The sequence below is a fragment of the Ruminococcus bromii genome, from assembly GCF_002834225.1.
Taxonomy (GTDB): Bacteria; Bacillota; Clostridia; order Oscillospirales; family Acutalibacteraceae; genus Ruminococcoides; species Ruminococcoides bromii.
On sequence record NZ_NNSR01000013.1, the window covers coordinates 1 to 24,865 of the forward strand.

A 24,865-nucleotide genomic window follows, 5' to 3' on the forward strand; every position below is an offset into this window, starting at 1 on the left:
GCCGAGGTTCACAGCCTTAAAATAACGACCGGCGAGGACTAAGCCGAGAATGATAACTTTGAAATATGCAGAAAATATGCAACTTAAAAATCACAAGGGGAAAAAACTATGAACAAACCGCTTGCGGACAGAATCCGCCCGAAAACTCTTGATGATATAGTGGGACAAAAGCATCTTATTGCACCCGAAAAGCCATTGCGGAAAATTATTGACAGCGGAGATATTCCGAATCTTATTTTTTACGGACCCTCGGGTGTGGGCAAGACTACACTTGCAACATATATTGCAAGAAAAACAAACCGTACTCTCAAAAAGCTGAACGGCACAACTGCGTCAACCGCCGATATAAAGGAAATTGTTTCGCAGCTCAACACATTTTCAGGAGTAAACGGTATTCTTCTCTATCTTGATGAGATTCAGTATTTTAACAAAAAGCAACAGCAAACCCTGCTTGAATACATCGAAAACGGAAGTATAACCCTGATTGCTTCAACAACCGAAAATCCGTACTTTTATGTATATAACGCAATACTCAGCCGTTCAACAGTTTTTGAATTTAAGCCGGTTACTCCCGACGAGGTTGAAAGGGCGGTTTACCGTGCATGTGATTTTCTTGCCGAAGAGAGTGGCATTGATATTGAAATGTCGGAGGAGTGTGCAAAAAAAATTGCAACAGGCTGTGGCGGAGATGTTCGCAAGGCTATGAATGCGGTTGAGCTTTCCGTGATTGCAACAGATGAAATTGACGGAAAAAAGGTTGTAAGACTTGAAACCGTTGAACAGCTTGTGCAGAAAAGTGCAGTAAGATATGACCGCGAGGGCGATGAGCATTACGATATTATTTCAGCATATCAGAAAAGTATGCGCGGCAGTGACCCCGATGCGGCGCTTCATTATCTTGCAAGACTTCTTGAGGCAGGCGATTTGCCCAGTGCATGCCGCAGACTTATGGTGTGTGCGTGTGAGGATGTGGGGCTTGCGTATCCGCAGCTTTTGCCGATTGTAAAGTCGTGCGTGGATATGGCGCAGGCTGTAGGGCTTCCCGAGGCGAGAATACCCCTTGCAGACGCGGTGGTGATGGTGTGCAATGCTCCAAAATCCAATTCGGCATATATGGGAATAAACAGAGCCTTGGCAGATATTCACACAGGTAATTCGGGACCGGTGCCCAGACAACTGCAGAATAAGCACTGCGACGGAGAAGACAACCCGAATAAGGGTCAGTTTTATCTGTATCCCCATGATTTTCCGAACCACTATGTTGAACAGCAATATCTGCCCGACGCATTAAAGGATAAAAAGTATTATGAGTACGGCAAAAACAAGAACGAACAGGCGTTCAAAGCCTACTGGGACAAAATCAAGGGGAAGTAATCCGATTTAATGAATTTTGATTTTAAAAAAACAAGTTAATATAAAAGTCGTTTATGAGTCGGTCAAAAAAGCTCGAAAATTATAAGTACACATCTGATTTGTTGCGTTTTATATTTTCATTTCTTGCTATTTATTTTCTTATTGTTTAATATGCACAATTTGAATGTGAATATTTTGTGACACAAGATATTTTATTATTCTAAAAAAGAAAATAAAAACCGATTCGATAATGTAAAATTAAGGAGTAATTGTGGAGTAGTGTTGAGTAGCTTCACACATGCAACAAAAAATAATTTTGGAGGAAATCAAAATGGTAAAAAGACAACACAAAATCATTTGCCTTGTGCTTTGCCTTATGCTGGCGGTTTCAACCGTATTCGTCGGTGCAGTAAGCGCTTCTGCTGCAACAGGCGATACTGTTTACGTTAAGGTAAACAACGGCTGGTCAAATGTTAACTGCTATATGTGGACTGACGGTCTCGGCAGCAACGCATCTTGGCCGGGTAAAGCAATGACAAAGGTTGAAGACGGTGTATATTCCTACACTCTTGACAAGGATTATACAATGGTAATCTTCAACAACGGCTCAGATCAGACAGGCGACCTTGCATACCCGGGTCACGGCAAAATCTATGACCTTTCAAAGAAAACATGGTCGGATTATGCAGGTGCTCCTTCACAGGGTCCAACTGTTCAGACACCTACAAGCGCAACAACAGCAACAACAGCAACAACAGCAACAACTCCCACACAGGGCAGTGAAGGCACAACTATTTTCCTCAATAACGAGGCAGGTTGGGCAACACCTGTTGCTTATATGTGGAACAGCAATTCTGACAGCAACGGCGCATGGCCGGGCGTAAAGATGACAAACATCGGCGGCAATGTCTATCAGTATACTGCATCAAAGACATTTACAAGCTGCATCTTCAGCAACAGCGGTCAGTCACAGACAGGAGACCTTACTGCAAAGGACGGCTATATATACAACAACAAGACTAATCAGTGGTCTGTTTATGATACAAGCCCTCTCCAGGTTAAGGAATTTACTGCTGATCCTGCATCAAACATCTACACAGGTACAGATGTACAGCTTTCTGCAACTGCTGCCAATAAGAGCGGTGCAGCAGTAAGCTACAAGTTCTCTGTTACTAACGCACAGGGCGGAACATCAACACTTTCCGACTTCTCTTCAGCAAAATCAGTAACATGGACTCCTACAGTTGCAGGTGAATACACAATTACATTTGACTTTAAGGATACAGACGGCAACACAAACAGCCGTACAATGACTCTTGAAGTTAAGGACGACTCAGCACTTGTTAAGCCAATCATCAAGAGTGTTACTCCTGCAAACCTTAACCTCATTAAGGTTAACTCAACTGCTACTGTAACAGTTAAGGCAGGCGGCGGTAAGACAGGTACAAACCTTCTTTTCTACAAGTATGTTGTAACTGATCCTAACGGCGCTCAGAACACTCCTTACTACACACTCAACAACATTTACACATTCGTTCCTACAATGAAGGGCGAATACAAGGTTAATGTATATGTTCAGGGCTCTGACAACAGCACAGTAAACAAGACATATACTTACACAGCAGCAGATGATGTTACTGAGCCGACAACAGTTGTTGTTCCTACAACAGCTCCTCAGCCAACTACTGTTCCGCAGCCTACAACAGCTCCTCAGCCTGCAACAAAGCCACAGCCAACTACTTCACCGGTTCAGCCGACTACAGCAGTTCAGCCTACAACTGCTCCCGAAAGACTCCGCGGTGATGTTAACGGTGACGGTGCTGTAACTGTTATTGACACAACATATCTCCAGAAGTCACTTGTTCATGACGCAGGTGTTCCTTCGCTCGATCAGCTTGATCTTGCAATATGTGATCTTGACGGTGACGGCATAATCAGCATTAAAGACGCAACTATTATCCAGACAATTGTTGTAAATCTTAAATAATCTAAATTAAATAATAAAGATTGGAGATATACTTATGACAGGAATCAAGAAGCTGTGTGCGCTTGTTCTTGCTGTAATGATGGTTGTAACCGTAGGCGTGATTTCTGTAAATGCAGCTCAGAGTTCCGACTCTGATGCTGTTGCTGCGGATACAACAAATACAGGCATTACAATTCATGTAAGAATGAAGGACAGCACTCAGCCATATGTATATTTGTGGAACTCGCTTCCTACAAATAGCGCTATGTCAAAGTCTTACCCCGGTGAGAAGATGACAAAGGGCGACAAATGGTACAACTACCATGTAGCTGATGTTACAAAAGTAAACGCAATTATCACAGACGCAGACGGCAAGCAGTACTCTACAGAGAAAAAGCTTGAGTCAGGAGCAAGCTCAGACTGGTACTTTGAGAACGGTAAGTGGTCAAAATACAACCCTGACGAGCCGGATCCGATTGGCAGCGTTGATATGCGTGAAGAAACAATCTACTTCGTTATGACAACCCGTTTCTATGACGGCGATACAGGCAACGATGTTCATTGCTGGGATGACGGCACAGCCGGCAACGGTGATGACGACCCTGCATGGCGTGGTGACTTCAAGGGTCTTGGCGAAAAGCTCGACTACATCAAGGCTCTCGGCTTCAGCGCAATTTGGGTAACACCTGTTGTTACAAACGGATCAGGCTATGACTACCACGGCTATCATGCTATGGATTTGTCAACAGTTGATGCTCGTTATGAAAGCTCAGACTACACATACGAGGATCTTATTCACGATGCTCACCAGAAGGGCATGAAGATTATTCAGGACGTAGTTCTTCAGCACACAGGTAACTTTGGTGAAGCACACTTCTGTGATCTTTTCACAAAGGATACAACTAAAGACCTTGGCAACCTTCAGGAGTCATTGATTCCTACACAGTATCTTCTTGATACATACGGCCTTAAGTCACCTGAGGAATACTGGGCTCAGAAGCCGGGTGTTCAGTATCAGCAGAGACTTAATCTTATGAAGAATGTTACTTACTCAGGCGACAACGGTAACTCAACAGGACCTCAGCCCGCAGCTAAGGACTTCTCTATGGATAAGATTTCACAGAGTGATACTTACAACCCGAACAACTACTATCATACAGGCTATTTCCAGAGTCCTAACTATGATGACTGGACAACAAAGTTCAGCCAGATTGCAGGCGACTGCGTTGACCTTAACACAGAGAACCCTGCAGTTGCAGAATATGTTGTAGATTCATATTCAAAGTATATGGATATGGGCGTTGACGGCTTCCGTGTTGATACTGTTCGTCACATTCCGAGAGTATCTCTCAACATTATGTTCAATGATCAGCTTATGGACGCTGCTAAGGCAGCAGGCAAGCCTAACTTCTATATGTTCGGCGAAATCTGCACAAGATACACATCAGTTTGGTATCGTGGCCATGCCGAGGAGTCAACTCCTTACTACACATGGAAAGAGTCTAACTCTAAGTGGGCAGACAGCTGGAACTGGGGCACATCAGCTTCAGAAATCAACGACAACATGAACCTCGTTCTTCAGCATTATCTTGAAGAAGATAATTACAACGGTGATATGGATTCTACACAGCCAAAGAGCGACAACGCTTACCTTGACGGTATTACATATCACGGTTCCGACCGTTCTATGGCATCAGGCATGGATGCAATTGACTTCCAGATGCACAGAATGTTCGGTAGCGCTAAGAACGCTTATAACTTCGCTGTTAACAACGACCAGTATTACAATGATGCAACATACAGCGTAATGTATGTTGATTCACACGACTATGCTCCTGAACAGCCGGATGAAACAACTCGTTTCACAGGCGGTACACAGACATGGGCAGAGAATATGGATCTTATGTTCACATTCCGTGGTATTCCTTGCGTATACTATGGTTCAGAAGTTGAGTTCAAGAAGGGTGAGCTTATTGATAAGGGTACACTTATTTCTCTTGAAAACTCAGGTCGTGCATACTTCGGTGATTATCTTGAGGGTACTGTAAACGCTACTGACTTCAGTGAGTACACAGCATCAGGCACTGTTGCTGACACTCTTGCAAGCCCGCTCAGTAAGCACCTTTCAAAGGTTAATGCTATTCGTCGTGCTATCCCCGCTCTCCAGAAGGGTCAGTACACAGCATCAAACACATATGTAACAGGTGGAGATATGTCTTATGTTCGCCGTTATACTGACGACAACACAGACAGCCTTGCACTCGTTTCAATTTCTTCAGGTGCAACATTTAAGAACATTCCTAACGGCAAGTATGTTGACGCTGTTACAGGTGATGTTAAGTATGTTACAGACGGTACACTTACAGTTCCGGAACTTGCTAAGGCTAACATGAGAGTTTATGTATGCTGCGCAAGCGGATTTACAGGTATCGACGGTCAGATCGGCGGAGATTCAGCTTACGCTAAATAATTCCGACTCGGTTTATTCCTGAATCTGTAATTAAACAAAATAATTACGGCACTCCGATATTTTTCGGAGTGTCGTTTTTTTGCGCTTGTTTTGAGAATGCATTTTGTATATTTGAGCGTAGTTGAGGATAATATTATATTTTGTGTATTTGAAGGCTTTGTAACATTTTGTATGTTAAAAGTGAGTTTTACGGCAACAATTTACTGATACATAATAAAAAACTCTAAGAGATGAAAACATAAAAAATTTCACATTGCAAAAATTATCGTGGTATATCATATTAAAATGATAAATTGTAAAAACTATTTATTATAGTTCTTTGAAATTGCAGAATTTTTATGCAAGTTGCTAAAAAACAGCGTATGATATTCGTGAAATTTACTTATGGAAATGGTTTTTGCAAAGTGTTATAATCTTGTAAATATATATAAGAAGGGCGGTGCTTTTATGCAGGAAATATTCGAACAGAAAATAAACAGACAGCTTGCAGCAAAGCAGAGACTAATTGCAGTTGCGGCAGGCAGGGAAAAGGCAGACCTTGTTTTGAAAAACGCAAAGTATCTTAATGTGTTTTCAAATGAATTTTTGTGCGGTGACATAGCCGTTGCAAATGGACTGATTGCCGGTGTCGGAAAATATGACGGTAAAACAGAGATTGATGTCAGCGGAAAACTCGTTCTCCCGGGTTTTATCGACGCACATATTCACCTTGAAAGTTCAATGGTGACTCCTGCTGAATTTGCAAAGGCAGTTGTTGCCCACGGTACAACCACAGTTATAACCGACCCTCACGAAATCACAAATGTAATGGGCATTTACGGAGTTGAATATATGATTCAGGCATCGCAAAATTTGCCGATTGATGTTCATTTTATGATGCCGTCATGTGTGCCTGCCACAGAAATTGACGAGAGCGGTGCGGAGCTTGACTGCAAGGATATTGACTTGTACTTGGATAATAATAAAAAGGTACTCGGACTTGCAGAGATGATGAACTATGTTGGTGTTATCAACGGCGATAAAAATGTGCTTTCAAAAATTGTTACCTCGCAGGCTCATCACAAGAAAATTGACGGTCACGCTCCTGAGCTTTCGGGCAATGACCTCAACGCATACATTGCCGCAGGTGTCTATTCCGACCACGAGTGTTCCACCTTTGAAAATGCCCTTGAAAAGCTGAGAAAAGGTCAGTTTATTATGATAAGAGAGGGTACTGCCGCCCATAATCTCAAGGCACTTATGCCGCTTTTGACTCAGCAGTATTACTCAAGGTGTATGTTTGCAACAGATGATAAGCATCCAAGTGATTTGCTCTACGGCGGTCATATTGACTACATCGTAAAACAGGCGCTGAAAAACGGTGCAGATCCGATTGTTGCCCTCAAAACAGCAACCCACCATGCTGCAAGATACTTTTTGCTCAATAACAAAGGTGCGATTGCTTCGGGTTATCTTGCCGATATTGTTGTTGTTGATAATCTTGAAGATTTCAATGTTGAAACTGTTTTCAAGCGTGGCAAGCTTGTTTTTGACGGCGAAGTTAAGGACTTTTCTGCTCCCACAGTTGATGAAAAGCTTGCCGAAAAATGTTTTGACACTTTCCACCTTGACAGCGTAACTCCGAGCAGTTTCAAGGTTGACGGAAAACTCGGGCTTATCGGTCTTGTCGGCGGTGAATTGCTCACACGCAATCTCGGCACAGCAGATAAAATTGATGTGGAAAACGATATTCTGAAAATTGCCTGCATTGAGCGTCACAAAGGCACAAATCATATCGGTGTCGGCTATGTTAAAGGCTATTCGCTGAAATCGGGTGCAGTCGCAACCTCTGTTGCCCACGATTCGCACAACATTATCACAGTCGGCTGTAATGATGATGATATTGCCGTTGCCGTGAACGCAATCAAGGACAGCAAGGGCGGTATCGCAGTTGTTGAAAACGGCAAAATTAAGGCTCTGCTCGAACTCCCGATTGCAGGCTTGATGTCCGATGAACCGCTGACAACCGTAAACGAAAAGCTTGAAAATGCAAAGTCATCTGCATATGAACTTGGCGCGGACAAAAGCATTGATCCGTTTATGACTCTCTCGTTTCTAAGTCTGCCCGTTATCCCAAGCTTGAGAATAACCACCAAAGGTGTGTTTGATGTGGAAAATTGGAAAATGCTCTGATGTGCGGAAACTTTTAATAATACAATAAAATATCAAATAATTTAAGCAGGAAAACAAAATGCGTATTTGTCACTTTGTTTTCCTGTTTTATTTTGTAAAAGGGCTATAGTCATTTTACAGTCACTTTGCATTTGTATAATTTGAATATAAAAGAAATTGGTTGATTTAAAGCATATAGCAATACAATATTAAATAATAGCCATTGTGCAATATTTACAAATTATTGTGTAAAAATTTGTCGTGAAAATTACCTGATTTGCTTGAAATATTATTAAAATGTGATATAATAGCATTATAAAGTCAATGTATAAAAAGTATTGCAATAATAATTACAGAGCTAATTTAAGTGTATTCTACTGAATTATCAGTTGTATACGACTAAAGATGCAATAGTTGAAAATTAAAAACATCAAGATATTACAAATAATTTAAACAGATAAACCGTGCATTTGCGTTTGTTTAAATGGTAAATCTGTACAATGGCTTGTGAGGAGGTCTGGATATTAAGAAAAATGAGGTGACGAAATGAAATTCTATAAAAGATTATTAGCAATGGCAATTGTGGCAACCGTTTTTATTTCCGTTTTTGCATTTGGTGCAACGGCATACGGATCTGATAATGATATTCCGTTTTCAGTGAAGGTTCCTGGATATCAGGGTAAGGTTTATACTAATGCAGAGTACAGAGGTAATTCAGGAATAGAAGTTCCTTGGAAAGTTAATTTTACTTATTCAGAAGAAGGTAAAGGTACCATAATGTACTTCTATCTTTCAGGACCTTGGTATTCAAAAGAGTCAAATGTAAAAGCTGTAAAACAGGGAAGTGGCAATAAATATTTTGATGCGTATGATTCCTGCAAAAAAATGAATGTTGGACTTGCTATTAAGAACAATAACAAGGAAGATGGCAATAAGTATAATGTTTCAGGATATTGGGACGAAGAAACAGCAAAACACGCATTTTCATACTAATAAGTTTTACTGCTTTTAAAAATTACTGTTAGTTAATTAACTTTTATTCCTCATAAGTCATTTGCAGATTTACCATATAACTATATAACGAATCAGCCTATAAATTGAGGTGAAAAATATGTCATATTATATTACCCGAATATTTAATAACAAACTTAAATTAGGTGTTATACTTTTTATTTTTGTAGCTCCGATTTTAGATATATTGATGGCTCTTGTGGATGTGTTCAAAGGAGCATCTGTTCCTGTTCCCGGATTAGTTACTTTTTTGGGATCTTTCATGACGGCAGGACTTCAAGGCGTGTTGACAGGGTATTTACCGTTGTTCTTGGCAATTATTGTTGCGGATGATTGCATTGAAGATTACAGAATAGGGTACAAAAATATTCTTGTCACCAAAAGAGGTAAGAATAAATATTTTGCATTAAATATGCTTAAAAGTTTTACTGTTTCATTTTTTGTGCTTATAATTCCTCTCTTACTCAATCTTCTTATGGTGCATATTGTTTTTGCGGGAGGTACATATATTCCTGCTGATGTGGAAATGCTGAAATCTGAATCCAATCTACTTCAGTCTTACAGCAATCCGATGTTTTATAACATACTTTATATTCTTGTTTTTTCATTCATTGGCGGTATTGTGGGAAGCGGTGCAACGGCACTTGCAATGGCATTTCCAAACAGATTTATTCTTTATCCGTTAGCTTTCATATTATGGTATATATCGACTGCCATCAAACCGTCTATCATAGGAGCATTAACCCCGTTTACTGTGTATCCTTTATCACATTATACTTTTACAATTATTTTTGTAGTAGCAATAAATATAATTGCTGTTCTGTTTTCGTTCTTTAAGGTGACTAAGTATGATCAGGTGTAAATTAAAAAAGTATGCAATCATACTTCCGCTTTGCGCAGTGTTTTTCACTATGCTTTGCACATACACATATTTACGATTTTATAATTATTTTAATTCGGATTATGCTGAGAAGTTAAGCCCAAAAGGTGTTTTTTGCAGAGTTGCAGGTAACGGAGATTTTAATGCATCAGGTAATGTTGCTTGCATTTTCATAGTAGTGTTTGTTCTGTTTTTGTTTTACATATTTACCGATGATAATGTAAGTTACATTGTAAGACTGAAATCGAGAGCCTCTTTTGTTACAAGAAGAATTGCTGATTGTGCGGTATTTGCTTTTCTGTTTTCATTTTTGATAGAAGCAGTCAGCGTAGTTGCGGCACTCATCTGCTTTGACATTAACCTGATTTTAGAATCGAATTTTCTGCAATATTCGGCACTTGAACTTTTGACTTTGTTTTTGTTTTATTTTAGAGCAGGACTCGTTATGCTCTCGTTCGGAATAATCATTTCTACAAAAGTTGCTCCAATTATCACCATAGCTCTGATTTTTACAGAGTTTTTTGCAGATGTAGCCTTTATGATAAGCAGGGTGTGGCTTCCGTTCAGAGATGCCATAGTGTTGTCAAAACTTATGAACGGCGAAATGGTTCTGTCGGATATGTGGGGCATTATATTAAGAGCATTGCTTATGATGTTTTTGCTTATCTTCTCTTCCTACTTTTTGTATCAGAAAAAGGATGTTTTGAGTAATGTTAAAAAGTAAGCTTGTTTTGTCGATAATACTAATTGTTGCGTGCCTTGCTCAATTGTTCAGTTGTGTATTTCAGGGTAACTTTCAAAATGCCTTTATGATTGGTTTAGCTCCAAGCGATTACGGCCTTGAAATTTCAAAATTTCTGCCGCTTTTGCTGCCTGTGTGTTTTATTCTCTTCTTTACAAGCGGCTCAATTGAGAACCTTAAACAAGGCTACGGCAAGATGTTGATTGTACGCAATTATTCAAAAACAGTGCTGATTTTAAAGCGTTGTCTTAACAATTTTATAGCATTGATTTGCATTGTTTTGTTCCAGTTCATAATCTTTTTTGTTGCAAGAGAAAGTATGACTCCCGTTGAAAGCGGAACTCTTAAATCTTTGATTATGTACTTTTTGACAATTTTTTCGCTGATAGTTATTCAGTCTTTGCTTGAAATCAGTATTCCTGCACACATTGTGAACATAGGAATTTTCATCTATTGCTTTATTGCGTACTATTTGGTTCAGAATTTCGTTGACGCACCGATTTGGAAAATGCTTCTCTTCCCGAGCTTGATGTTCGGAATGCAGAACGGTGCTGTGTCGGGCGAGAGCATTTACTACGGATACCTGTTATTCATAGTTGCGTTAAATGCTTTGTGCATTTTTATTCTGAATTTGAGATTTAAGAAAACCGATATTTTTTGAGGTGATATTATGGTAGAAATAAAAAATTATTGTAAAAGTATCAAATCAAGACCGATTTTAAATAATGTAAGTTACAATTTTGAGTACGGCAAAATCTACGGAATTTACGGACACAACGGTTCGGGCAAAACTATGCTTTTGAGAGCAATTGCAGGCTTGCTTGTTCCCGACAGCGGCTCTGTTGTGATTGACGGAAAGGTTTTGCACAAGGATATGTCATTCCCTCCGAGCATAGGCATCGTGATTGAAAATATGAACCTGTTGCCCCAGTACAATGCTTTTGACAATCTGAAAATCCTCGGCAAAATCAAGAAAACCGCCACAGATGAAGATATTAAAACAGCGCTTGAGCGTGTTGGATTAAAGTCCGATTTAAAGGTGAAAAAGTTTTCGCTTGGTATGAAACAGAGGCTGAATATTGCTCAGGCTGTGTTTGAAAAGCAGAAAATCATCCTGCTTGATGAACCGACAAATGCACTTGATAATGACGGTGTACAGCTGATTTACAAGCTTCTTAAAGAAGAAAAAGAAAGAGGTGCGCTCGTGGTTATCACAACTCATCACAAAGAGGATTTGGAAGAAATTTGTGATGTTGTTTTGAAAATGACAGAAGGTGAGCTGCATGAAAAGTAAACTGTTTACTCATAAATTTTTCGTTGTTCTTTGCATCTCGGTTGCCGCTTTGCTCGGCTTGTCTTTCCTTGCCAGAGCAACAATCGTAAATAACAGATTTGAACAAATGGCTGTTGATGAAAAATATAGTCTAAAGGCTTCAGCTGACGGTCAGTTTTCAATTCAATTTCAAGACGATGAAAACGGAAATTTTTATGCCACTGTCGGCTTGTTTCGGGGCGGATATTACGGCTTGGACGATGCGTATATTCCGACTTCATATGATGAAAATACAAAAATAACCGCTATTGAAAAGGAAGCTTTCAGCGGCTTTGATTGTCTTAAAAAAGTTGTTATCCCCAACGGCATTTGTGAAATCAAGGATGACGCATTTAAGGATTCAAAAAATATAACGGAAATTTATATTGCGCCCTCCGTAAATAAGATTGCAAAAACCGCTTTTGACGGCATTGACAACCTTACGATATATGCCGAAAAGGGTTCTTATGCCGAAAAATTTGCGGTTGAAAATAAAATCAATTATAAAAACTATACGACCGAGCCTGAAAATCCGGAGGCTAAAAATACCGATTATTCAAAAATCAGAAACGGTGCGTATTACGGCGAATATTATAATTATGATGTTATCTATGATGAAGGCAAGCCCGTGTGCGTAATAACTAACTATAACCCAATGTCGTCAGAGGAAAAGCTTGAAATTCCTGCACATATTGACGGCTTGGATGTGATTTCAATTGCAGATGATGCAATAAATTACGGCGGTGCAAAGAAAACAGTCGTTCCCGATACAGTAAAATTCATTGCCGATAATGCGTTTAAAGAATCCTACTCCCTTGAGGATATCTACCTGACCAAAAATGTGTCCTACATAGGAAAATCTGCCTTCAAAGACTCAAAAGACCTAACAATCCACGCCCCGACAGATTCCTATGCACACACCTTTGCGACCGAAAATAAAATAAATTTCAAAGCCACAGACGATTAAATCTGATAAGCAATGAATAAATCTTTAAATTTACAGCCCTCCTATGGCAGAACTAAAAACTGCCATAGGAGATTTTATTATATCGCGGTTTGTAAAATCCGTTACACAAAAGCCGCTGATTTTAATTTCTTGATTGGAACTATTGACAAATTCTCAAAACAATAGTATAATAACATATTCCACAACAGAAGGGAGGATGTGCGGTGGCAAATATGAAAACAATTGCTCAGAACAAAAAGGCAAGACACGACTATTTTGTCGAGGAAACCTATGAAGCAGGAATTGAGCTTTGCGGTACGGAAGTAAAATCCTTGCGTGCAGGCAGAGTGAATCTCAAGGACAGCTGGTGTTCGATTGTTGACGGCGAAATTTTTGTCAACGGAATGCACATTTCTCCTTATGAGCAGGGAAACATCTTTAACCGTGACCCTATGCGTGTGAGAAAACTTCTTATGCACAAAAAAGAGATTTTAAAGCTCTACGGCACGGTTAAGCAGACGGGATATTCACTTATCCCGATCAGCCTTTATTTTAAAGACAGCAAGGTCAAACTTCAGGTCGGACTCTGCAAAGGCAAAAAGCTATACGATAAGCGTGCAGATATGGCAGAACGCTCCGCAAAGCGTGATATGGAACGCGCCGTTAAAGAACAGAGAAGATAGTTTGGTGTTATTATGAGCTTGCGTAGCCTGTACGAAAAGATTTCGGAATACAGCGATTTTGCTTTAATCGGACGGGACTTTTCCGCCTTTGATACCGATTATTCTGTACTCGGTTTTGCAAATTCGTCCGATAAAACCGAACTTGTTCTGCTGAATTTCAATTGTGCCGAAGAGGATATTTGCTGTGAAGATTTGACTTTCAGAGAAAATATTATTCTTGAAAAGAAAAATCAATCTGATTTATCCGATGATTTTTCCGCAATTGTAATTGACGGACAGCGTTTTGAATTTAGCTCTGTATGCGGCGAAACGCTTGAATGTTGCGAATTAACAAGGTCATATATCATATCAGAGTTTATGAAACTCGGTTGGAAGAGCGACAGGCTTTTGGACGCTCCTCTTGATTCTCTGTTCATAAGCTTTATTGAACTTGAGAATAAAATTGATGATTTGTCTTCGTTTGATTTGACAAAGAATGTTGAAATAATATTTTCAAAATATCAAAAGACAGATTATCCGTTAGCAAAACTCAGTCTTGAAGTTGGCAAGGAAGTAAATATTCCGATTGGAATTTTTGACGGTGAAAATCAGATTGTGATTAAAAATCTTAAACTTTTGTATTCAGCCGATAATTCCGAAATGAAAGAATTTGTTGAAAATGATATTGTGCTTCCGTATGTTGAGTATTCGTGTGATGATGAAATCTCAGTGATATTCTGCCTTTTTGATGAGCTTGACAAACCTTTCAAGGGTATGGGCGGATTGGCAACCGATGACGGAGTTGTTGCTTTGGCAGTAGATAATTCAAGCGAAAGCAATTTGAAATCGGCTGTGATATATTCACCGATTGAGCCGAATACAAAGCACATTGAATGTTGTCTTGTCTGCTGTGAAAAAATGCTTGATAAGCCTGCCGCTGAATACAGGTTTTCAATATAAAATTTTTAAATTGAATATGGGGATGTAAAGGTTTCGACGGGGATTTCAAACCTTGGTAAGCGAGCGGCGGTGCGGAACCGCCATAAAATCCGCAACTTTAAAATTAACTGACAACAAAACAGTTGCTTTAGCAGCCTGAGTGCTGCTCGTTCCTGCACAGAGTACCTCGGCTGTGTAAGGGGCGTCGATTAGAGGTAAATGTGAACAGGGGAGCGCTCCGAACCCTGTCACAGCTTAGGAGCTGCCAAAGTGCATAGCCTGTTGATGGGCGATGCACCGAGGGAGATTTAAAACACCAACTGCGTTCGGAGAAAACCTTGGCAAGATTTTTTCGGACAGGGGTTCGATTCCCCTCATCTCCACCATAACAAAAAGCCGTCAAACAACCGATAAACACTGAACAAGGCTCGTTTGACGGCTTTTGAAAAATGTTTTAACAGCAAGTTTAAACTGTTTTTTAATATCATATCCATTGAAACTATAGCTGTAGTTGTAACACCCCGACACAATATGGTATAATCTAAGGAGAAATGCGGCGTGTTACAGATGAACCGATATTATGAATCGGGATTTAAGAGGATTGTCCGCCTATACGGAATAACAATATTGTAAAAGACGGATATTGCAGTCGGAACGCAGCTTGTCTGCCCGACCGAAAAAAGAAAAACAAAAGGGAGAATTACCATGGCATTTGACAGACTTATCGAAAACATTGTAAAAATGCAGAATCCTACGGTTGCAGGTCTTGACCCAAAGCTTGACTATGTTCCCGAATCAATCAAAACAAAATGCTTTGAAAAGTACGGCAAGACGCTTGAGGGTGCGGCTGCTGCACTTTTTGAGTTCAACAAGGCGCTTATTGACGCGCTTTATGATATTGTTCCTGCCGTAAAGCCACAGGCTGCATATTATGAAATGTACGGCTGGCAGGGCGTTAAGGCTCTTTGCGACACAATCGCTTATGCAAAGTCAAAGGGTATGTTCGTTATCACAGACGGCAAGCGTAACGATATCGGCACAACTATGGAGGCATATGCTACGGCACACCTCGGTCATACAGATGTTGCAGGCGAAAGCATTGACGCATTCGGTGCAGACGCACTCACGGTAAACGGCTACCTCGGAACAGACGGTATCAAGCCGCTTGCAAAAATTTGCGATTCGGACGACAAGGGCATTTTTGTTCTTGTAAAAACTTCAAACCCAAGCTCGGGCGAACTTCAGGATATGAAGCTTGAAACAAACGAGAGTGTTTATGAGCATATGGGCAAGATGTGCGAAGGCTGGGGCGAAGACCTTATGGGTAAGCACGGCTATTCGGCAGTAGGTGCAGTTGTGGGTGCAACATATCCCGAACAGCTCGGTGAAATGAGAGCAAAACTTCCGCACACATTCTTCCTTGTTCCCGGTTACGGTGCTCAGGGCGGCGGTGCCGATGATGTTAAAAACGCATTTGACGAAAACGGTCTTGGCGCAATCATCAACTCAAGCCGCGGCATTATGTGTGCATGGAAAAAGCAGGGGCTTACAGAAGAAGATTTTGCCGTTGCCGCTCGCAAAGAAGCAGAGCGTATGAGAGATGAAATCGTTGGTTGCATCGGCAAAATTAAGCTTGGCTGATTCATTTGCACAACAGAATCACGAAATTTTTCGTTTTTTATGCTTTATCGCTTTGAATTTATTGACTTTAGCGTGCTAAAAGCGTATAATTTAAATGTATTTATTTTTACAACTATATTTTTAAATTTTCTTTAAAAAGGGAGATATCAGAAATGGCAAGAGTATATAATTTTTCGGCAGGTCCTTCAATGCTGCCTGAGTCTGTGCTTAAAAAAGCTGCGGCAGAAATGCTCGATTATGAGGGTAGCGGTCAGAGCGTTATGGAAATGTCACACCGTTCAAAAATTTACGGTACAATCATCGAGGGTGCAGAGGCTCTTCTCAGGGAGGTTATGAACATTCCCGACAACTACAAGGTTCTTTTCCTTCAGGGCGGTGCGTCAACACAGTTTGCGGCTATCCCTATGAACCTTATGACAAAGAGCGGTAAGGCTGATTATGTTATCACAGGTCAGTGGGCTAAAAAGGCTCATGCAGAGGCTGCCCGTTACGGTCAGGCTAATGTTGTTGCTTCATCGGCTGACAAGACCTTCACATACATTCCAAAGCTTGATCCTTCAACATTCACAAAGGATGCTGACTATTTCTACATCTGTATGAACAACACAATTTACGGTACTGTTTATCACGAGCTTCCCGACACAGGTGATGTTCCGCTCGTTGCAGATATTTCTTCCTGTATTCTTTCAAGACCGATTGATGTTTCAAAGTTCGGCGTTCTCTATGCAGGCGCACAGAAGAACATGGCTCCGGCAGGTCTTACGGTTGTTATCGTTCGTGAGGATCTTATCGGCAACGCTATGGATATTACTCCTACAATGCTTAACTGGAAAACTCACGCTGACAACGGTTCAATGTTCAACACACCGCCTTGCTACACAATCTACATTGCAAAGCTTGTTCTTGAGTGGATTAAGAACGAGGTTGGCGGTCTTGATAAGATGTATGAAATCAACAAGAAGAAGGCTGACCTTCTCTACGGTTTCCTCGATTCTTCAGAGCTTTTCAAGGGTACTGTTGTTCCCGAGGATCGTTCGCTTATGAATGTTCCGTTCGTTACAGGTGACGCTGACCTTGACGCTAAATTCGTTAAAGAGGCTACTGAAAACGGTCTTGTTAATATCAAGGGCCATCGCACAGTCGGCGGTATGAGAGCTTCAATCTACAACGCTATGCCTTATGAGGGCGTTGAAAAACTCGTTGAGTTTATGAAGAAGTTCGAGGCTAAAAACAAGTAATTATTGAATATTATGATATAACGGGCGAACGCTGTTCGCCTGTTATTGTAAATTCTTAAAATAAAAAATTAAAAAGGATTGATTTTGATGTATAACATTCTTACATTAAACAAAATCGCCGCTATCGGCACAAGCCGTCTCGGTGATAACTATAAATACGGTGACGATGTTCAGAACCCTGACGCAGTTCTTGTAAGAAGTGCTGCAATGCACGATATGGAATTTGCCGATAACCTTCTTGCAATTGCAAGAGCAGGCGCAGGCACAAACAATATTCCGAAGGATAAGTGCAGCGAGCAGGGTATTGTTGTTTTCAATACTCCCGGTGCTAACGCAAACGCTGTTAAGGAGCTTGTTATCGCAGGACTTCTTATTTCAAACCGTAAGGTTATTGAGGGTTATGAATGGGCAAAGACTCTCAAGGGCAACGGTGCAGCTGTCGGTAAGATGGTTGAAAAGGGCAAGAGTCAGTTCGTCGGCCCCGAAATCAAGGGCAAGACACTCGGTGTTATCGGTCTTGGAGCAATCGGTATTCTTGTTGCAAATGCCGCTGTTGCTCTCGGTATGAATGTAATCGGCTTTGACCCGTTTATGTCTGTAGGCAACGCTCTCAAGCTTGCTCCTACAGTTAAGCTCCAAAAGAGCGCAGAAGATGTTATGGTAAATTGCGACTATCTCACAATCCATGTTCCGCTCACTGACGACACAAGAGATATGGTTGACGCCGATATGATTGCCAAGATGAAAGACGGCGTTCGTATCCTCAACTTCAGCCGTGACGGTCTTGTTAATTCAACAGCAGTTCTTGAGGCTGTTAAGAGCGGCAAGGTTGCTAAGTATGTTACAGACTTCGGCACAGACGATATCCTCGGTGAAGAGAATATTATCTGCCTCCCGCACCTCGGCGCTTCAACTCCCGAAAGTGAAGAAAATTGTGCTGTTATGGCTTGTGATCAGGTTAAGGAGTATCTCGAGAACGGTAACATCATCAACTCCGTAAACTATCCTGCAATTTCACTTGCAAGAACAAATGCTGACGACACCCGTTTCTGTGTTGCTCACAAGAATGTTCCCGAGCTTCTTAAGAAGGTTCTTTCTCAGATAAGCGGAAATGTTGAAAATATGCTTTCAAAGAGCCGCGGCGACTATGCTTACACAATTATTGATGTTGCAGGCGCAGGTGCAGATGACCTTGCAAAAATCGCAGCAGTTGACGGCGTAATCAGAGTTCGTGCAATCTGATTTTGATTTTTAATTAAAAATTGAAAATTTAATTGTTGTAAAAAATTATCCGAACATCGTTTTTTGATGTTCGGATTTTTTGTGTGTGAATATAATTTTATGTTGTGATACTGTATTGCACAAACAATAGCAATTTTACGCTCGGGCATAATATGCTTTGCATTACAGAAACTATCTTCACGAACGGGGTGCGGTGACACACCGCCGCTTGACAATTTTAGGGTTGCGATATATAGTATAGGCAAGGGAAGAGATTAACGGCAAACGCCGTAAAAATTGTGGGGTGAGCAGATGAAAATAACACTTAATCCCGACAAAGAAGTAGTAAAAACAGTTAAAGAGGGCTTGAAGAGGACAGGCGGTTACTGCCCGTGCAGAATTCAGCGTACAGAGGAATACAAGTGTATGTGCAAGGAATTCAAAGAGCAAATTGCCGATCCCGATTTTGAGGGCTTTTGTCATTGTATGCTTTACTACAAATCTAAAGATTAAAATAACCGAACAGGAGGATTGTTATGGAAATAGAGCTTTACAAAGAAACTTTTGAACAGGAGGTTTTGCAGTCGGATATCCCCGTGCTTGTAGACTTTTGGGCAACATGGTGCGGTCCGTGTAAGATGATTGCCCCGATTGTGAAAGAAATCGCTGACGAATATGACGGCAAAATTCTTGTCGGCAAGGTTAATGTTGACGAAGAACCCGACCTTACAATGCAGTATAATGTGTCGAGTATCCCGACTCTTATGGTGTTCAAAAACGGTCAGCTCGTCAACAAGGCAGTAGGTTATCGTGAAAAGGACGAAATCCTTAAAATGCTCAAGTAAATATACCGACTATAACACAAAACCGTGTGTACAGAAAAGTACACACGGTTTTTTTATTACCTGATTTTGGAAAGGCGGTTTTTTTGAGGGGGATCAGGCGGAAATCTTTGCGATTGATTTTTGGTTGTGACTAATTATTTTTAAAAATATTTTTGGAAAAATGCATTAAAGTATGCAATTTTTTTGAATTTTGCAGGTATAAGTGAGAGGCGTTGATAAAGCCTCTCGAAAAACGGAGGTGACGAGATATCAGAAAATTGACAGGTAGGGAAAAGAAGTTTTGCAGTTTATTTCTCGGTTCGGGAAATTCCGAGCTTGCCGCAGAAAAGGCAGGCTACACAGGGGATTGTGAGCAGAAGGGGGAAGAGCTTATCTGCCGTCCCGAAATTTCAGCCGAGCTTGAACGGCTGTCACGGCTAAGAGAAAAATCCCTTGCCAATATGGCGGCGGCAGGGTATCAGCGGTTGGCTTTCGGGAGCATTTGCGACGCAATTTCTTTGCTTTACAAAAGTGATCCGAGCAAGGAGGACCTTGAGGGAATGGATTTGTTCCTTGTGTCGGAGATTAAAAGACCAAAGGACGGTTCAATGGAAATCAAGTTTTTTGACAGGCTAAAGGCACTTGAAAAACTCGGTGCCGGCGGAGAGCATGAAACAGGCGCAAAACAGCTTTTTGACGCCATTTCAAACAGTGCAAGGGCGGTGAATGACAAGGAAAATGGAAATTAAAGCTTTTTCTAAAAAACAGCTTACCGTGCTTTCGTGGTGGAACAGGGAGTCGGCTTTTCGTGACAGGGACGCAATCATCTGTGACGGTGCTGTGCGCAGCGGAAAGACATTTTGTATGTCGCTGTCGTTCATTTTGTGGAGCTTTTACGATTTTGCTAATTCGGACTTTGCACTTTGCGGAAAGACAATCCGTTCTTTAAGGCGAAATATGATTACGCCCGTGATTCCGATTTTGAAATCACTCGGTTTTAAGTGTGAAGAAAAGCTGTCGCAGAATATTTTGACCGTGAGCGTTAACGGAGTGATGAACAGGTTTTATCTTTTCGGGGGCAAGGACGAGTCATCCGCATCGCTCATTCAGGGCATGACGCTTTCGGGTGTGCTTTTTGACGAGGTTGCGTTGATGCCGAGGTCGTTCGTTGAACAGGCATTGGCGAGATGTTCCGTGTCGGGCTCAAGATTTTGGTTTAACTGCAATCCCGAATTTCCTGAGCATTGGTTCTACCGTGAGTGGATTAAGAAGTGCGGTGACAAAAATGCGTTATATCTGCACTTTACAATGCAGGACAATCCGTCTTTGAAGCCCGAGGTTATCAAGAGGTATGAAAGTATGTATTCGGGTGTGTTTTACGAGAGGTTCGTAAAGGGCAGATGGGTAGCCGTTTTCGGTGCGGTTTATCCGTTTATGGACGATGAAAAGATGTACTGCGATATTCCGTCAGATATTGAAAGCTGGGCGGTATCGTGCGATTACGGTACTGTAAATCCCGCATCATTCGGTTTGTGGGGCAGAAAAAACGGTGTGTGGTACAGGGTTGACGAATACTACTTCAACTCACGCACGCAGGGCTTTCAAAAGACCGACGAGGAGCATTATGACGGACTTGAAAAGCTGATTGACGGGCGGAAAATCGAATGTGTGATTGTCGATCCGTCTGCCGCAAGCTTTATTGAGGTTATAAGGAGACACGGAAAATACACGGTTGTGTCGGCTGAAAACAATGTTATCAACGGCATAAGGCAGACTTCGCAGGCTTTGAAGGACAGAAAAATCAGAATCTGCAAAAATTGCAGAGCCGCAAGAAGGGAATTTTCGCTTTACCGTTGGGACGGTTCAGGGCGCAGTGACGCACCTGTTAAGGAAAACGACCATGCAATGGACGACATAAGATATTTTGTCGCTACGAAAATTTACGGTTGTGACGGATTCTTTGCCGTTGCAACCAAAAGACAGGAGGAAACAGCTTGAGGCTTGGCAGAAAAAATAAAAAGACCGAGAGCATAAAGACGGTGCAGACCGTTTTGAGAGAAACGAGAAATAATTCGCCGATTTTCTCACGATTTGCCGTTCAGACGAGAACGGAAAGGCAGCTGTACACAACTTTGCGTGAGTCTGTGCCGATTATTGATGCGGCACTCTGCAAAATTATCAGACTTATCGGCGGATTCAAAATTGTGACTTCATCAGCTGAAAGTCAGAAGATTGCCGACAGCTTTGTTAAAAATGTCCGCACAAACGGTGAAATGATGGGACTTGAAAGCTTTGTGCTTTGCTATCTTGATTCGCTTCTCACCTACGGACAGGCGGTCGGTGAGATTGTTCCCGATAGTGGCGGTGAAGGAATTTGCGCATTGTATAATGCAAGCCTTGATGATGTTGAAATCAGAGCGGATTCTTCTCCGCTGAAGCTTGCTGTTTACACACTCGGCAACGGTACAGCCGAAAAACCTAAGCATCCGGAAAGGATTTTTGCAACCCTGCTTAATCCCAAGCCGGGTACTGTGTGCGGTACTTCCATACTCAGCGGTTTGCCGTTTGTCAGCTCAATACTTTTGAGGATTTTTGAGTCGGTAAAAACAAACTGGGAGAGGGTTGGCGATATCCGTTTTGCGGTTACTCTCAATCCCGATTCAAACGGTTCGGCTGTGAGCAGAGAAAATGCACAGGCGGTTGCCGATGAGTGGAAAAAGGCGATGAGAAGCGACAGCGTGTGTGATTTTGTGTCGGTCGGCGATGTCAGCATTAAGGTTATCGGTGCTGAAAGCGATATGCCCGACTGTGACATTCCAGTAAGGCATATTCTTGAGCAGATTATTGCAAAGCTTGGTATTCCGCCGTTTTTGCTCGGCATTTCGTGGTCGAGTACGGAGAGAATGAGCGAACAGCAGGCGGATATCCTCACAAGCGAGCTTGCCTACTACCGCACAGTGCTTGAACCCGTGATTACAAAAATTGTGTCGGCTCATCTTAAAATGTGCGGTTATAACGACAGCTTTAAGATTGAGTGGGATAAGATCAATCTTCAGGATGCGGTTGAGCTTTCTCAGGCAAGACTTAACAATGCAAATGCGATGAACATTGAAAGACAGATTGGAGCGGAGGTGCAGAATGAAGGATAACAAACTTATTAAAAGCGGTGTTTCGGGTGTTGTTGACGGTGAAAATCAGACTGTCGGTGATGATGAACTCGAACTGATTAACCGCTTTACAAGGCGAAATCTTGCAAAAAATGAGGTGTATGCGTTTTCGGTTGTGCTGTGTGACAACGATGTTGACCGTGACGGCGAACGCTTTACAACAGATTCGCTTTATGAGCTTGAAAAGCTTTTTGTCGGCAAGACAGGAATTATTGACCACAATCCGAGTGCCAAAAATCAGACGGCGAGAATTTTCAGCTGTAAGGTTGAGAAAATTGACGGTCAGAAAACGACCTTGGGTGACGATTACTACAGGCTCAAGGCAAGGGCATATCTTCCCGTTTGTGAGAGCAACAGGGATATTATCCTTGCGATTGACAGCGGAATTATCAAGGAAGTAAGCGTTGGCTGTGCCGTTGGCAGGGTTGTGTGCAATGTGTGCGGTGAGGACATCTCGATGTGTACTCACAAAAAGGGTGAGGTTTACGGTTCAAAGCTTTGTTGCGGTGAACTTGTGAACCCGTATGACGCATACGAATGGAGCTTTGTTGCCGTGCCGTCACAAAAGAGGGCAGGCATTACGAAAGGTCACAAAATTTTTGGAAAGGAAAATGATATGGAGAAAATTCTTAAAGCCATTGAAAACAAAAAGGCTTTTGCACTTGATGAGAGCGACAGCAGAAAGCTGTGCGAATATATTGACGGGCTTAAAAAGTCGGCTAAGGACGGTGTGCTGTACCGTGAAAGCCTTACCCGTGATGTTGTGGGACTTGCCGCTTTTGTTCAGCCTGACATTTCGGGCGAAACAATGGAGAGCGTTGCAAAGAGCATGACAATTGAACAGCTCAGAGAATTTAAGTCAGCATTTGAAAAGAAAAAGAAAGCAGCTTTTGAGCCTGTCCCGCAGCTTTACTGCAAGCAGGACAAGAGAAATAACGCCGTGGAAAACGGTCAGTTCAGTATTTAACGGAGGTATTATTATGAATGTAAATTTTAACGGTTATGGCGAAAATGCCGCAACATTTATTGCAGACAAAACAATTACGGAGGCAGGCGTGCCTGTTAAGATGAAGGACAACGGCACAGTTGCAAAATGTGACGCAAGCGAGAATTTTTGCGGTGTGTGCGTAAGCGTGAGAGGCGGTTATGCGGTTGTTCAGCTTTCGGGCTATGTAAAGGTTAAGAGCGACAAGAAAATCACCGTCGGCTACAAAAAGCTTTCTGCAACGGCAGTCGGTGGCGTGTCGGTTACAACAACCGGCAGAGAGTACCTTGTGCTTGACTCAACAGACACTTCGGTAGGATTTATTCTTTGATAAGGGGAGGAAGATATTATGGCAAATTTTGAAAATATTACAATTGAAAAGGGTATGTATCAGACAAAGGGCGGAATTTCGGGCGCACTTGAAAAGCTTGATCCGTCAGAAAATTACAGAGGTACTGCACTTGAGGGACTTGACGCATTTTCCCGTCAGCTCAAACGCTTTGACATTAAGGTTAAGGGCAGAAACAGCGACTGTGTTGAAAAGTTTTTTCAGAGTTCAAACTCTGCGGCACTTTTCCCCGAATATGTGAGCAGAGCCGTTATGCAGGGCATGGAGAGAGCGGATATTCTCCCAAATCTTGTGGCAACCGTGACAGACATTGAGGGTATGGATTACCGCAGTATTGCATCTGTTCCGAGTGAGGATGATAAGAGCCTTAAACTCGTCGGCGAGGGTGCAAAGATTCCGCAGACTGAGGTTAAGACAAGAGAAAACCTTGTTAAGCTTCACAAGCGTGGCAGAATGCTTGTTGCATCATATGAGGCACTTCGCTTTCAGCGTCTTGACCTCTTTACCGTAACACTCAATCAGATTGGCGCATATATTGCAAGAGCACAGCTTAAAGATGCGATTGATGTGCTTGTGAACGGTGACGGCAATGAAAATCCCGCCGGCACACTTGGTGTTGCAACAGGCGGCAAGGTTACATATGAGGACCTTTTAAAGCTCTGGACAGAGCTTGCTCCGTATGAACTCAACACAATTCTTGCGTCAACTCCCGAAATGCAGAAGATTCTTTCGCTCTCTCAGCTTCAGGATTCAAACGCAGGTCTTGATTTTCAGGCTACGGGCAGAATGATTACACCTCTCGGTGCAAGCCTTCTTCACACTCCTGAGCTTGAGGGCGGTAAGATTATCGGTCTTGACAAAAACTGTGCGCTTGAAATGGTTCAGGCAGGCGGTGTTGTTACAGATTACGACAAGCTTATTGACCGTCAGCTTGAAAGAGCCGCAGTTACCTGTACCGCTGGTTTTTCAAAAATCTTTACAGAGGCGTCAAAGGTGATGAGCTGTTAA

The 24,865-nt window shown here is 41.8% G+C and carries 23 protein-coding genes and 1 other RNA gene; all 24 read left to right on the forward strand.

Annotated features, from left to right (window positions below; genetic code table 11):
* The first annotated feature begins 108 nt into the window (after window positions 1-108).
* Complete coding sequence (locus tag RBATCC27255_RS00175; RefSeq protein WP_101028219.1) at window positions 109-1,374, forward strand: replication-associated recombination protein A; 1,266 nt, start codon at window positions 109-111, stop codon at window positions 1,372-1,374.
* Window positions 1,375-1,684: 310 nt separating this feature from the next.
* Window positions 1,685-3,340 (forward strand): starch-binding protein, encoded by a 1,656-nt coding sequence (locus RBATCC27255_RS10340; RefSeq protein WP_169923187.1) that lies wholly within the window; start codon window positions 1,685-1,687, stop codon window positions 3,338-3,340.
* A gap of 34 nt (window positions 3,341-3,374) precedes the next feature.
* Window positions 3,375-5,789: an alpha-amylase family glycosyl hydrolase gene (locus RBATCC27255_RS00185; RefSeq protein WP_101028221.1), complete on the forward strand. Its 2,415-nt coding sequence runs from the start codon at window positions 3,375-3,377 to the stop codon at window positions 5,787-5,789.
* Window positions 5,790-6,236: 447 nt separating this feature from the next.
* Window positions 6,237-7,961: an adenine deaminase gene (gene ade, locus RBATCC27255_RS00190; protein WP_169923188.1), complete on the forward strand. Its 1,725-nt coding sequence runs from the start codon at window positions 6,237-6,239 to the stop codon at window positions 7,959-7,961.
* Between the two features lie 525 nt (window positions 7,962-8,486).
* On the forward strand, window positions 8,487-8,933 hold the full coding sequence (locus RBATCC27255_RS00195; RefSeq protein WP_101028223.1) for a DUF2712 domain-containing protein: 447 nt from the start codon (window positions 8,487-8,489) through the stop codon (window positions 8,931-8,933).
* Window positions 8,934-9,051: 118 nt separating this feature from the next.
* Complete coding sequence (locus RBATCC27255_RS00200; protein ID WP_101028224.1) at window positions 9,052-9,813, forward strand: hypothetical protein; 762 nt, start codon at window positions 9,052-9,054, stop codon at window positions 9,811-9,813.
* The gene (locus RBATCC27255_RS00205) at window positions 9,800-10,555 is read left to right on the forward strand and encodes a WxPxxD family membrane protein (protein ID WP_101028225.1); all 756 of its coding nucleotides are present in this window, start codon (window positions 9,800-9,802) and stop codon (window positions 10,553-10,555) included. The genes RBATCC27255_RS00200 and RBATCC27255_RS00205 overlap by 14 nt, the downstream gene beginning before the upstream one ends.
* Window positions 10,542-11,234 (forward strand): DUF2705 family protein, encoded by a 693-nt coding sequence (locus RBATCC27255_RS00210; RefSeq protein ID WP_101028226.1) that lies wholly within the window; start codon window positions 10,542-10,544, stop codon window positions 11,232-11,234. The genes RBATCC27255_RS00205 and RBATCC27255_RS00210 overlap by 14 nt, the downstream gene beginning before the upstream one ends.
* Before the next feature lie 9 nt (window positions 11,235-11,243).
* Entirely contained in the window at window positions 11,244-11,867 is a 624-nt protein-coding gene (locus RBATCC27255_RS00215; protein ID WP_101028227.1) for an ABC transporter ATP-binding protein, read from the forward strand.
* Complete coding sequence (locus RBATCC27255_RS00220) at window positions 11,857-12,852, forward strand: leucine-rich repeat protein (protein ID WP_101028228.1); 996 nt, start codon at window positions 11,857-11,859, stop codon at window positions 12,850-12,852. The genes RBATCC27255_RS00215 and RBATCC27255_RS00220 overlap by 11 nt, the downstream gene beginning before the upstream one ends.
* Window positions 12,853-13,064: 212 nt before the next feature.
* A complete protein-coding gene (smpB, locus tag RBATCC27255_RS00225) occupies window positions 13,065-13,514 on the forward strand; it encodes an SsrA-binding protein SmpB (protein ID WP_101028276.1) in 450 nt (149 codons plus the stop codon).
* Window positions 13,515-13,526: 12 nt separating this feature from the next.
* On the forward strand, window positions 13,527-14,453 hold the full coding sequence (locus tag RBATCC27255_RS00230) for a hypothetical protein (protein ID WP_101028229.1): 927 nt from the start codon (window positions 13,527-13,529) through the stop codon (window positions 14,451-14,453).
* 18 nt (window positions 14,454-14,471) lie between these two features.
* Window positions 14,472-14,818, forward strand: a transfer-messenger RNA (tmRNA) gene (ssrA, locus tag RBATCC27255_RS00235).
* A gap of 319 nt (window positions 14,819-15,137) precedes the next feature.
* Window positions 15,138-16,073, forward strand: a complete 936-nt coding sequence (pyrF, locus tag RBATCC27255_RS00240) for an orotidine-5'-phosphate decarboxylase (protein ID WP_101028230.1) — start codon at window positions 15,138-15,140, stop codon at window positions 16,071-16,073.
* A gap of 152 nt (window positions 16,074-16,225) precedes the next feature.
* Window positions 16,226-17,311 (forward strand): 3-phosphoserine/phosphohydroxythreonine transaminase, encoded by a 1,086-nt coding sequence (gene serC, locus RBATCC27255_RS00245; RefSeq protein WP_101028231.1) that lies wholly within the window; start codon window positions 16,226-16,228, stop codon window positions 17,309-17,311.
* A gap of 87 nt (window positions 17,312-17,398) precedes the next feature.
* Entirely contained in the window at window positions 17,399-18,553 is a 1,155-nt protein-coding gene (locus tag RBATCC27255_RS00250; RefSeq protein WP_101028232.1) for a 3-phosphoglycerate dehydrogenase family protein, read from the forward strand.
* Between the two features lie 291 nt (window positions 18,554-18,844).
* The gene (locus tag RBATCC27255_RS00255) at window positions 18,845-19,045 is read left to right on the forward strand and encodes a ferredoxin-thioredoxin reductase catalytic domain-containing protein (RefSeq protein ID WP_046433028.1); all 201 of its coding nucleotides are present in this window, start codon (window positions 18,845-18,847) and stop codon (window positions 19,043-19,045) included.
* 23 nt (window positions 19,046-19,068) lie between these two features.
* Window positions 19,069-19,377, forward strand: coding sequence for a thioredoxin (gene trxA / locus RBATCC27255_RS00260; protein WP_015522872.1), 309 nt, complete (start codon window positions 19,069-19,071; stop codon window positions 19,375-19,377).
* Between the two features lie 257 nt (window positions 19,378-19,634).
* On the forward strand, window positions 19,635-20,105 hold the full coding sequence (locus RBATCC27255_RS00265; RefSeq protein WP_021883169.1) for a terminase small subunit: 471 nt from the start codon (window positions 19,635-19,637) through the stop codon (window positions 20,103-20,105).
* Complete coding sequence (locus tag RBATCC27255_RS00270; protein WP_101028233.1) at window positions 20,095-21,354, forward strand: PBSX family phage terminase large subunit; 1,260 nt, start codon at window positions 20,095-20,097, stop codon at window positions 21,352-21,354. The genes RBATCC27255_RS00265 and RBATCC27255_RS00270 overlap by 11 nt, the downstream gene beginning before the upstream one ends.
* On the forward strand, window positions 21,351-22,505 hold the full coding sequence (locus tag RBATCC27255_RS00275; RefSeq protein WP_101028234.1) for a phage portal family protein: 1,155 nt from the start codon (window positions 21,351-21,353) through the stop codon (window positions 22,503-22,505). The genes RBATCC27255_RS00270 and RBATCC27255_RS00275 overlap by 4 nt, the downstream gene beginning before the upstream one ends.
* Window positions 22,495-23,490, forward strand: a complete 996-nt coding sequence (locus RBATCC27255_RS00280; protein ID WP_101028235.1) for a hypothetical protein — start codon at window positions 22,495-22,497, stop codon at window positions 23,488-23,490. The genes RBATCC27255_RS00275 and RBATCC27255_RS00280 overlap by 11 nt, the downstream gene beginning before the upstream one ends.
* A gap of 13 nt (window positions 23,491-23,503) precedes the next feature.
* Complete coding sequence (locus tag RBATCC27255_RS00285; RefSeq protein WP_101028236.1) at window positions 23,504-23,839, forward strand: hypothetical protein; 336 nt, start codon at window positions 23,504-23,506, stop codon at window positions 23,837-23,839.
* 18 nt (window positions 23,840-23,857) lie between these two features.
* Window positions 23,858-24,865, forward strand: coding sequence for a phage major capsid protein (locus RBATCC27255_RS00290; RefSeq protein ID WP_101028237.1), 1,008 nt, complete (start codon window positions 23,858-23,860; stop codon window positions 24,863-24,865).